9 protein-coding genes are annotated in these 11,078 nt (G+C 69.9%); 1 reads left to right on the forward strand and 8 read right to left on the reverse strand.

Translation table 11 applies throughout. The features are described from left to right. Positions 1-224: 224 nt before the first annotated feature. The 8 genes from pyrF to pyrR all read right to left on the reverse strand — a co-directional run bounded on the left by pyrF (position 225) and on the right by pyrR (position 10,251). Positions 225-1,070: an orotidine-5'-phosphate decarboxylase gene (gene pyrF, locus ACWGDB_RS35985; RefSeq protein WP_383607926.1), complete on the reverse strand. Its 846-nt coding sequence runs from the start codon at positions 1,068-1,070 to the stop codon at positions 225-227. Next, positions 1,067-2,182, reverse strand: a complete 1,116-nt coding sequence (locus ACWGDB_RS35990; RefSeq protein ID WP_453826307.1) for a quinone-dependent dihydroorotate dehydrogenase — start codon at positions 2,180-2,182, stop codon at positions 1,067-1,069. Before ACWGDB_RS35990 ends, pyrF begins: the two co-directional genes overlap by 4 nt. 52 nt (positions 2,183-2,234) lie before the next feature. Then, positions 2,235-5,543, reverse strand: coding sequence for a carbamoyl-phosphate synthase large subunit (carB, locus tag ACWGDB_RS35995; RefSeq protein ID WP_453826308.1), 3,309 nt, complete (start codon positions 5,541-5,543; stop codon positions 2,235-2,237). Next, complete coding sequence (gene carA / locus ACWGDB_RS36000; protein WP_453826309.1) at positions 5,536-6,693, reverse strand: glutamine-hydrolyzing carbamoyl-phosphate synthase small subunit; 1,158 nt, start codon at positions 6,691-6,693, stop codon at positions 5,536-5,538. Before carA ends, carB begins: the two co-directional genes overlap by 8 nt. Then, positions 6,690-7,277: a PH-like domain-containing protein gene (locus ACWGDB_RS36005; protein ID WP_453826310.1), complete on the reverse strand. Its 588-nt coding sequence runs from the start codon at positions 7,275-7,277 to the stop codon at positions 6,690-6,692. Before ACWGDB_RS36005 ends, carA begins: the two co-directional genes overlap by 4 nt. Next, entirely contained in the window at positions 7,274-8,560 is a 1,287-nt protein-coding gene (locus ACWGDB_RS36010; RefSeq protein WP_453826311.1) for a dihydroorotase, read from the reverse strand. The genes ACWGDB_RS36005 and ACWGDB_RS36010 overlap by 4 nt, the downstream gene beginning before the upstream one ends. 5 nt (positions 8,561-8,565) lie before the next feature. Beyond that, a complete protein-coding gene (locus ACWGDB_RS36015; protein WP_453826312.1) occupies positions 8,566-9,543 on the reverse strand; it encodes an aspartate carbamoyltransferase catalytic subunit in 978 nt (325 codons plus the stop codon). A gap of 135 nt (positions 9,544-9,678) precedes the next feature. Then, entirely contained in the window at positions 9,679-10,251 is a 573-nt protein-coding gene (pyrR, locus tag ACWGDB_RS36020; protein ID WP_383607913.1) for a bifunctional pyr operon transcriptional regulator/uracil phosphoribosyltransferase PyrR, read from the reverse strand. Positions 10,252-10,504: 253 nt separating this feature from the next. On the opposite strand from pyrR, the gene bldD reads away from it, so the two are divergent. Continuing rightward, on the forward strand, positions 10,505-11,008 hold the full coding sequence (bldD, locus tag ACWGDB_RS36025; RefSeq protein WP_004002691.1) for a transcriptional regulator BldD: 504 nt from the start codon (positions 10,505-10,507) through the stop codon (positions 11,006-11,008). The last annotated feature ends 70 nt before the right edge of the window (positions 11,009-11,078 follow it).

The raw sequence follows: 11,078 nt of genomic DNA on the forward strand, positions 1-11,078 counted from the left end.
TCTCCCCCACTGCTTTGGGAGCGTGGGAGGTGCTCCCACTCGTCGGAGACTAGCGGCCAAGTCCGCCAGAGTCAGCGAGAACAGCGGAAAAGTCCTGGTCAGCCTCCGCCAGGCCGGACATTTAGGACATAATGCCCCGGATTTGAGGATGTATTCAGACTCAAGTCGGCCCGGGCCACTCATCGGAGGACTCGCGCGAGCGGGTCGAACACCCTTGGCGGCGGTCAGGCACCCGACACAGCGACCGTGACCTCTTCGGCGAAGCGTGACGCGGCGTCACGCAGCGCGACGACGTCGGGCCCGTGCCGCAGCACGCCCCGGCTGACGTTCGGGACGACATTGCGCGCGGCGGCCCCGAAGACCCGGGGAAGATCCGCCGGAGTGGCACCCTGCGCGCCGATGCCGGGCGCGAGAAGCGGACCGTTGATGTCGAGGTCGTACGACGAGAGGTCACCGAGCGTGGCGCCGACGACCGCCCCGAAGGAACCCATGGGCTCCTCCCCCGTGTTCTCGGCAGCCAGGTGCGCCAGCATCGTCGCGCCGACGTTGCGGCCGTCCGCGCGGACCGCGTGCTGGACCTCACCGCCCTCCGGGTTCGAGGTCAGGGCGAGCACGAAGAGGCCGGTGCCGCTCTCCCGGGCCAGCGCCACGGCCGGCGACAGGGAGCCGTAGCCGAGGTACGGCGAGACGGTCAGCGCGTCCGAGAACAGCGGGGAGTCCTTGCGGAGGAAGGACTCGGCGTACGCGGCCATGGTCGAGCCGATGTCGCCTCGCTTGGCGTCCATCAGCACCAGCGCCCCGGCGTCCCGCGCCTCCTCGACCGACTTCTCCAGGACGGCGATGCCACGCGACCCGAACCGCTCGAAGAAGGCGCTCTGCGGCTTGAGCACGGCCACCCGGTCGGCCATCGCCTCGACGACGGTACGGCTGAAGCGCTCCAGGCCGGCCACGTCGTCGTTCAGGCCCCACTCGGCGAGCAGCGAGGCGTGCGGGTCGATGCCGACGCACAGGGGGCCACGCTCGTCCATGGCCCGGCGCAGGCGTGCGCCAAAGGGTTCCAGAGCACTCATGCCGTCTTCCTTGCCTTCCTGACGTCGGCGCCGACCGCGTCGGCGAGGGTGTCGTACGGGCTGGTACGGAGGCGCGCGGCGAGGCCCTTGTGGATGGCGCGGCCCCAGAAGGGTCCCTCGTAGATGAAGGCGCTGTATCCCTGGACCAGCGTGGCGCCCGCCAGGATCCGCTGCCAGGCGTCCTCGGCGTTCTCGACGCCCCCGACGCCCACGAGGGTGATCCGGTCGCCCACACGCGCGTACAGGCGTCGCAGCACCTCCAGGGAGCGCGTCTTCAGAGGCGCTCCCGAGAGACCGCCGGCCTCCTTGACCAGGGAGGGTTCGGATTTCAGACCGAGCCCCTCGCGCGCGATGGTGGTGTTCGTGGCGATGATCCCGTCCAGGCCGAGCTCGACGGCCAGGTCGGCGACCGCGTCGACGTCCTCGTCGGCGAGGTCCGGCGCGATCTTCACCAGCAGCGGCACACGGCGGGTGGTCACCGTGCGGTCGGCCGCCTCGCGGACGGCGGCCAGGAGGGGCCGCAGCGCCTCGGTGGCCTGCAGGTTGCGCAGTCCGGGCGTGTTGGGCGAGGAGACATTGACCACCAGGTAGTCGGCGTACTGCGCCAGCCGCTCGGTCGACTTCACGTAGTCACCGACGGCCTCCGTCTCCGGGACGACCTTGGTCTTGCCGATGTTGACGCCCACGACGGTCCCGAAGACGGGCGTACGGGAGGCCAGGCGGGCCGCGACGGCCAGCGAGCCCTCGTTGTTGAAGCCCATGCGGTTGATCAGCGCCCGGTCCTTCACGAGGCGGAACAGCCGCTTCTTGGGGTTGCCCGGCTGCGCCTCGCCCGTGACCGTGCCGATCTCGACGTGGTCGAAGCCGAGCATCGACATGCCATCGATGGCGACGGCGTTCTTGTCGAAGCCGGCGGCGAGCCCGAAGGGGCCGTGCATCCGCAGCCCGAAGGCCTCCGTGCGCAGTTCCTTGTGGCGGGGCGCGAGGGCGGCGGCGACGAACGTGCGCAGTACGGGGATGCGAACGGCGAGGCGGATCCAGCGGAAGGCCAGGTAGTGGGCCTTCTCGGGGTCCATGCGTTTGAAGACGAGGTTGAAGAAGATCTTGTACATGGTGTCCTCATGACGAGGGGGACACCGTTTCCGGTGTCCCCCTCGTCGGCTGCTAGTCGCGGGCCGCGGTCAGGTGTTCCGCGTGTTCCTGGAGTGAACGGACGCCCACGTCACCGTGGTTGAGGGCGTCGATGCCCTGGACGGCGGCTGCGAGCGCCTGAACCGTCGTCAGGCACGGAACCGACCGCGCCACGGCCGCCGTACGGATGTCGTAGCCGTCGAGGCGGCCGCCGGTGCCGTACGGCGTGTTGACGATGAGGTCGACCTCGCCGTCGTGGATGAGCTGGACGATGGTCCTCTCGCCGTTCGGGCCGATGCCCTCGGACTGCTTGCGCACGACCGTGGCGTTGATGCCGTTGCGCTTGAGCACCTCGGCCGTGCCGGACGTGGCGAGCAGTTCGAAGCCGTGAGCGACCAGTTCACGCGCCGGGAAGATCATCGAGCGCTTGTCACGGTTGGCGACGGAGATGAAGGCGCGGCCCTTGGTGGGCAGCGGGCCGTATGCGCCCGCCTGCGACTTGGCGTACGCCGTGCCGAAGACGGAGTCGATGCCCATGACCTCGCCGGTGGAGCGCATCTCCGGGCCGAGGATGGTGTCGACGCCGCGGCCGTGGATGTCACGGAAGCGCGACCACGGCATGACGGCCTCCTTGACGGAGATCGGCGCGTCGAGCGGCAGCTCGCCGCCGTCGCCGGTCGCCGGAAGCAGGCCCTCGGCCCGCAGTTCGGCGATGGTCGCGCCGAGCGAGATCCGGGCGGCGGCCTTCGCCAGCGGCACCGCGGTCGCCTTCGAGGTGAAGGGGACCGTACGGGACGCGCGCGGGTTGGCTTCGAGGACGTACAGGATGTCGCCGGCCATCGCGAACTGGATGTTGATCAGGCCGCGCACGCCGACGCCCTTGGCGATGGCCTCGGTGGAGGCTCGCAGGCGCTTGATGTCGAAGCCGCCCAGCGTGATCGGCGGCAGCGCGCACGCCGAGTCGCCGGAGTGGATGCCGGCCTCCTCGATGTGCTCCATGACGCCGCCGAGGTAGAGCTCCTCGCCGTCGTAGAGCGCGTCGACGTCGATCTCGATCGCGTCGTCGAGGAACCGGTCGACCAGGACCGGCCGCGAGGGGCTGATCTCGGTCGACTCGGCGATGTAGGACTCCAGCCGGGTCTCGTCGTAGACGATCTCCATGCCGCGCCCGCCGAGGACGTACGACGGCCGCACCAGGACCGGGTAGCCGATCTCGTCCGCGATGGCCTTGGCGCCGGCGAAGGTGGTGGCGGTGCCGTGCTTGGGGGCCGGCAGGCCCGCCTCGGCGAGGACGCGCCCGAAGGCGCCGCGGTCCTCGGCGGCGTGGATGGCCTCCGGGGACGTACCGACGATCGGCACGCCGTTGTCCTTCAGCGCCTGCGACAGCCCCAGCGGGGTCTGGCCGCCGAGCTGCACGACGACACCCGCGACGGGGCCGGCCTGCTGCTCCGCGTGGACGATCTCCAGCACGTCTTCCAGCGTCAGCGGCTCGAAGTACAGCCGGTCGGAGGTGTCGTAGTCGGTGGAGACGGTCTCCGGGTTGCAGTTGACCATCACCGTCTCGTACCCGGCGTCGCTCAGCGCGAAGGAGGCGTGCACGCAGGAGTAGTCGAACTCGATGCCCTGGCCGATGCGGTTGGGACCGGAGCCCAGGATGATGACGGCCGGCTTCTCCCGGGAGGCGACCTCCGTCTCCTCGTCGTAGGAGGAGTAGAAGTACGGCGTCTTTGCGGCGAACTCGGCGGCGCAGGTGTCGACCGTCTTGTAGACCGGGCGGACGCCCAGCGCGTGCCGCACCTCGCGCACGACGTCCTCGCGCAGCCCGCGGATCTCGGCGATCTGCACGTCGGAGAAGCCGTGCCGCTTGGCCTCGGCCAGCAGGTCCGGGGTCAGCTCCGGAGCCTCGGCGAGCTCGTCGGCGATCTCCTTGATGAGGAAGAGCTGGTCGACGAACCAGGGGTCGATCTTCGTGTACTCGAAGACCTCCTCGGGCGTGGCGCCCGCGCGGATGGCCTGCATGACGGCGTTGATACGGCCGTCGGTCGGGCGGACCGCCTCTTCGAGCAGCGCGATCTTGTCGCCGGGCTCGCCGACGAAGGTGAACTGGCTGCCCTTCTTCTCCAGCGAGCGCAGCGCCTTCTGGAACGCCTCGGTGAAGTTGCGGCCGATGGCCATGGCCTCGCCGACCGACTTCATGGTGGTGGTCAGCGTGGAGTCGGCCTGCGGGAACTTCTCGAAGGCGAAGCGCGGAGCCTTCACGACCACGTAGTCGAGGGTCGGCTCGAAGGAGGCCGGGGTCTCCCGGGTGATGTCGTTCGGGATCTCGTCGAGCGTGTAGCCGACGGCCAGCTTGGCCGCGATCTTGGCGATCGGGAAGCCCGTCGCCTTGGAGGCGAGAGCCGAGGAACGCGACACGCGCGGGTTCATCTCGATGACGATGACCCGGCCGTCCTCGGGGTTCACCGCGAACTGGATGTTGCAGCCGCCGGTGTCGACGCCGACCTCGCGGATGACGGCGATGCCGACGTCGCGCAGGGTCTGGTACTCGCGGTCGGTCAGCGTCATCGCGGGCGCGACGGTGATCGAGTCGCCGGTGTGCACGCCCATCGGGTCGAAGTTCTCGATGGAGCAGACGACCACGACGTTGTCGTGCTTGTCGCGCATCAGCTCCAGCTCGTACTCCTTCCAGCCGAGGATGGACTCCTCCAGGAGCACCTCGGTGGTGGGAGACAGGGTCAGGCCCTGGCCGGCGATGCGGCGCAGTTCCTCCTCGTCGTGCGCGAAGCCGGAGCCGGCGCCGCCCATGGTGAAGGAGGGGCGGACCACGACCGGGTAGCCGCCGAGCGTGTCGACGCCCGCGAGGACGTCGTCCATGGAGTGGCAGATGACCGAGCGGGCGGACTCGCCGTGCCCGATCTTGCCGCGGACGGCCTCGACGACGTCCTTGAAGAGGTCGCGGTCCTCGCCCTTGTTGATGGCCTCGACGTTGGCGCCGATCAGCTCGACGCCGTACTTCTCGAGCGTCCCCGCCTCGTGCAGCGAGATCGCCGTGTTGAGGGCCGTCTGGCCGCCCAGGGTGGGCAGCAGCGCGTCCGGCCGCTCCTTGGCGATGATCTTCTCGACGAACTCGGGGGTGATCGGCTCGACGTAGGTGGCGTCGGCGATCTCCGGGTCGGTCATGATCGTCGCCGGGTTGGAGTTGACGAGGATGACCCGCAGGCCCTCGGCGCGCAGGATGCGGCACGCCTGGGTGCCGGAGTAGTCGAACTCGGCGGCCTGGCCGATGACGATCGGGCCGGAGCCGATGACCAGGACGGACTGGATATCGGTGCGCTTAGGCACGCTGGCCCTCCATCAGGGATACGAAGCGGTCGAACAGGTAGGCGGCGTCGTGCGGGCCGGCTGCCGCTTCGGGGTGGTACTGGACGCTGAAGGCCGGCTTGTCGAGGAGGTGGAGACCCTCCACCACGTTGTCGTTGAGGCAGACGTGGGAGACCTCGGCGCGGCCGTAGGGGGTCTCGGAGACCTTGTCGAGCGGGGCGTCCACGGCGAAGCCGTGGTTGTGCGCGGTGACCTCGACCTTGCCGGTCGTACGGTCCTGCACCGGCTGGTTGATGCCACGGTGGCCGTACTTCAGCTTGTAGGTGCCGAAGCCGAGCGCGCGGCCCAGGATCTGGTTGCCGAAGCAGATGCCGAAAAGCGGGGTGCCGCGCTCCAGAACCGCCTGCATGACGGAGACCGGGTGGTCGGCGGTGGCCGGGTCGCCGGGGCCGTTGGAGAAGAACACGCCGTCCGGGTTCACGGCGAAGACGTCCTCGGCGGTCGCCGTCGCGGGCAGCACGTGCACCTCGATGCCGCGCTCGGCCATCCGGTGCGGGGTCATGCCCTTGATGCCCAGGTCGACGGCGGCGACGGTGAACTTCTTCGCGCCGATCGCGGGGACGACGTACGCCTCCTTGGTGGCGACCTCGGCGGAGAGGTCGGCGCCCTTCATCTCGGGGGCCTGGCGCACCTCGGCGAGCATGGTGCCCTCGTCGGGCAGCGCGTTGCCGGAGAAGATGCCGACGCGCATGGCGCCCCGCTCGCGCAGGTGGCGGGTCAGCGCGCGGGTGTCGATGCCGGAGATCCCGACGACGCCCTGGTGGCGCAGCTCGTCGTCCAGCGAGCGCCGGGAGCGCCAGTTGGACGGCACGCGCGCGGGGTCGCGCACGACGTAGCCGGCCACCCAGATCTGCTTGGACTCGGGGTCCTCGTCGTTGACGCCGGTGTTGCCGACGTGCGGGGCGGTCATCACGACGACCTGCCGGTGGTACGACGGGTCGGTGAGGGTCTCCTGGTAGCCGGTCATGCCGGTGGAGAACACGGCCTCGCCGAAGGTCACCCCCACGGCCCCGTAGGCGCGACCGCGGAACATGCGGCCGTCCTCCAGGACGAGTACGGCGGGAGCCGCCTTGTGCCTGCGCGAGGCGGTCCCCTGGATGGAGGTCGTCATCGTTCGGCGCCTTCCGTGCTGTTGGTGTTGATCATGGAGTTAATGACGTCGACCCACTCGTTGTGCTCCGCCGCGTGGTCCGAGCGGAAGCCGGAGTCGATCAGTCGTTCGCCGTGCGCCCAGGTCACGACGAGCAGTCCGCCCTCGGTCAGGACCTTGCCGGCGATGCCCTTGTCGAGCCGGGCCTCGCGCAGCTGCGCCACCGGGACGAAGAAGTCGGCCGCGCCGGGGCGCACGACATCCAGTCCCGCGTCCGTGAGGGTGAGCTCGACTCGGCTGCGGGTGCCGAGGCCGTGCGCCACGATGCGGTCCAGCCACTGACCGGCGGTGGTCGAGCCGTGGTAGCGGCCGCTCATGCTCAGTCTCGCCGGGCCGGGGTCGTCCGGCGCGCTGGGCAGCTCGGGCAGGTCGCCCTGGAGCGTGCCGCGCCACTTCCAGCCCTCGCGCATCAGCCAGTAGACGAGCGCGACGAAGAGGGCGAGTCCGACGACCCAGCCGATGCGGGCGGCCCAGTCGGTCACGTCGGCCGACTTCTGTTCGGCCGCGAGTCCGGTTCCGGCTGCGAGCAGTGTTGCAGGTGTCACGTGAGCTTCCCGTCGACGAGCGTGGCCTTGCCCCGGAGCCACGTGTGCGTCACACGGCCCGGCAGCTCACGCCCCTCGTACGGAGTGTTGCGGCTGCGCGAGGCGAAGCCCGCGGGGTCCACGGACCCACGGTATTCCGTGTCGACGAGCGTGAGGTTGGCGGGCTCACCAGCCGAGACGGGACGTCCGTGCCCCTTCGCCTGCCCGATCCGGGCGGGGCTGAAGGACATGCGCTCGGCGACCCCGGCCCAGGTGAGGAGCCCGGTGTCCACCATGGTCTCCTGCACCACTGACAACGCGGTCTCCAGGCCGACCATGCCCATGGCGGCCGCGGCCCACTCGCAGTCCTTGTCCTCGTGCGGGTGCGGGGCGTGGTCGGTGGCGACGATGTCGATCGTGCCGTCGGCGAGCGCCTCGCGCAGCGCGAGCACGTCACGCTCGGTGCGCAGCGGCGGGTTCACCTTGTAGACCGGGTTGTAGCTGCGGACCAGCTCGTCGGTGAGGAGGAGGTGGTGCGGGGTGACCTCGGCGGTGACGTCGATGCCGCGGGACTTGGCCCAGCGCACGATCTCGACGGACCCGGCGGTCGACAGGTGGCAGATGTGGACACGGGAGCCGACGTGCTCGGCGAGCAGGACATCCCGGGCGATGATCGATTCTTCGGCCACCGCGGGCCAGCCGCCGAGCCCCAGCTCCGCGGAGACGAAACCCTCGTTCATCTGGGCGCCCTCGGTCAGCCGCGGCTCCTGCGCGTGCTGGGCGACGACGCCACCGAAGGCCTTCACGTACTCCAGGGCCCGCCGCATGATCACGGCGTCGTCGACGCACTTGCCGTCGTCCGAGAAGACGGTGACACCGGCGGCCGACTCGTGCATGGCGCCCAGTTCGGCGAGCTTCCTGCCCTCCAGGCCGACGGTGACGGCGCCGATGGGCTGCACGTCGCAGTAACCGCCTTCCTGGCCGAGCCGGTAGACCTGCTCGACCACGCCGGCGGTGTCGGCGACCGGGAAGGTGTTGGCCATGGCGAAGACGGCCGTGAAACCGCCGGAGGCAGCCGCGCGCGTGCCGGTCAGCACGGTCTCGGAGTCCTCGCGTCCAGGCTCGCGCAGGTGGGTGTGCAGGTCCACGAGCCCCGGCAGGAGCACCTTGCCGGCGGCCTCGACGACCTCGGCGCCCTCGGCGCTCAGACCGGCGCCCACCTCGGCGATGGTCCCGCCGTCGATCAGTACGTCCTGCGGCTCGCCGCCGAGCACCTTCGCACCACGGATAAGGATCTTGCTCATCTGTCTTACTTCTCCTCAGTACGGGTGTGGGCGGCGGCGGGCTCGTTTCCGCCGAGCAGCAGGTACAGAACGGCCATCCGGATGGAGACTCCGTTTGCGACCTGCTCGATGGCGGTGCAGCGCTCGGAATCGGCGACCTCGGCAGTGATCTCCATGCCGCGCACCATCGGACCGGGGTGCATCACGATCGCGTGCTCGGGCATCCGCGCCATGCGGTCGCCGTCGAGGCCGTAGCGCCGCGAGTATTCGCGCTCGGTCGGGAAGAAGGCGGCGTTCATGCGCTCGCGCTGTACGCGCAGCATCATCACCGCGTCGGTCTTGGGCAGCGTGCTGTCAAGGTCGTACGACACCTCGCAGGGCCAGGTCTCGACGCCGACCGGCACCAGGGTCGGCGGCGCGACGAGGGTGACCTCGGCGCCGAGGGTGTGCAGCAGGTCGACGTTGGAGCGGGCGACCCGGCTGTGCAGGACGTCACCGACGAGCGTGATGCGCTTGCCGTCGAGGTCCCGTCCGATCCCGGCGTCCCGGCCGACCAGTCGGCGGCGCATGGTGAAGGCGTCCAGCAGGGCCTGGGTGGGGTGCTGGTGGGTGCCGTCACCGGCGTTGATGACGGCGGCGTCGATCCAGCCGGAGTTGGCGAGGCGGTAGGGCGCCCCGGAGGCGCCGTGCCGGATGACGACGGCGTCGACGCCCATGGCCTCCAGGGTCTGGGCGGTGTCCTTCAGGGACTCGCCCTTGGACACGCTGGATCCCTTGGCGGTGAAGTTGATCACGTCCGCCGACAGCCGCTTCTCGGCGGCCTCGAAGGAGATACGCGTGCGTGTGGAGTCCTCGAAGAAGAGGTTCACGACGGTGCGGCCGCGCAGGGTCGGCAACTTCTTGATCGGCCGGTCGGCGACCCGGGCCATCTCCTCGGCGGTGTCGAGGATCAGGACGGCGTCGTCGCGGGTGAGGTCGGCGGCCGAGATGAGATGACGCTGCATCTGTCAGGCTCCGTAAGGCAGTTAAGTCAGGATCCGAGGTGTCCGGGGGATGTCCCCCGCAGGGCCCGGCGGGGCAGACGGGTGCGCGCGAGGGCGCACTGAGCGGGCGTACGACAGCGGCGTACGCCGTGGGCGCTACTGGGAGGTCTGCTTGGCACCGAGCAGCACGGTGTCGCGACCGTCCTCCTCGGCGAGCTGGACCTTGACCGTCTCCCGCAGCGACGTGGGGATGTTCTTGCCGACGTAGTCGGCGCGGATGGGCAGTTCGCGGTGGCCTCGGTCGACGAGCACCGCGAGCTGCACAGCGCGCGGACGCCCGATGTCGTTCAGGGCGTCCAGGGCGGCGCGGATGGTGCGGCCGGAGAAGAGGACGTCGTCGACGAGGACGACCAGCCGGCCGTCGATGCCGTCACCGGGGATGTCCGTGCGGGCCAGCGCGCGCGGCGGGTGCATGCGCAGGTCGTCGCGGTACATCGTGATGTCGAGCGAACCGACCGGGATCTTCCGGTCGGTGATCTCCTCGAGCTTGGCGGCGAGCCGCTGGGCGAGGAAGACACCTCGGGTCGGAATGCCGAGGAGCACCACGTCGTCGGCGCCCTTGGCGCGTTCGACGATCTCGTGGGCGATGCGGGTCAACACCCGCGCGATGTCAGGGCCTTCGAGAACGGGCCGGGCATCGGACGCTTGCGTGTCCTGTTGCCTGTCCATACGAAAGGGACCTCCTTCTCCGCCTCACGGGACGGACCTTAAAGGACGTCTGGTTTACGTCGTCCACCGTAGCAGGCCGGCGAGGCACCCCCGTCACCCACTTGGCCCAATCGGTCACCGATAGCACGGAAGCGTCGGTGTGGACCATTCGGCTTGACGCGCCAGAGTAACGCTGCGTAACCTCACAGTGAGTTACCAACCGCGCGGCATGGAACCCAAGCCACGTCGCGTCGACCCAGTGCCGGGGAGCTATATGTCCAGCGAATACGCCAAACAGCTCGGGGCCAAGCTCCGGGCCATCCGCACCCAGCAGGGCCTTTCCCTCCACGGTGTCGAGGAGAAGTCCCAGGGACGCTGGAAGGCCGTCGTGGTCGGTTCGTACGAGCGCGGGGACCGCGCCGTAACCGTGCAGCGCCTCGCCGAGCTGGCGGATTTCTACGGCGTTCCGGTGCAGGAGCTGCTGCCGGGCACCACGCCGGGCGGAGCCGCCGAGCCGCCGCCGAAGCTGGTCCTGGACCTGGAGCGCCTTGCCCACGTCCCGGCCGAGAAGGCGGGCCCCCTGCAGCGGTACGCCGCGACGATCCAGTCGCAGCGCGGTGACTACAACGGCAAGGTGCTGTCGATCCGCCAGGACGACCTGCGCACACTCGCCGTTATCTACGACCAGTCCCCCTCGGTCCTCACCGAGCAGCTGATCAGCTGGGGCGTGCTGGACGCGGACGCGCGTCGCGCGGTCTCTCACGCCGAGGAGAGCTGAGCGCTCCACGGGTTGAGCCCCTTGAGAAGAAACGTGCCGCCGGGGTGGCCGGAACTTTGCGGTTCCGGCC

The organism is Streptomyces sp. NPDC055013 (genome assembly GCF_053608645.1).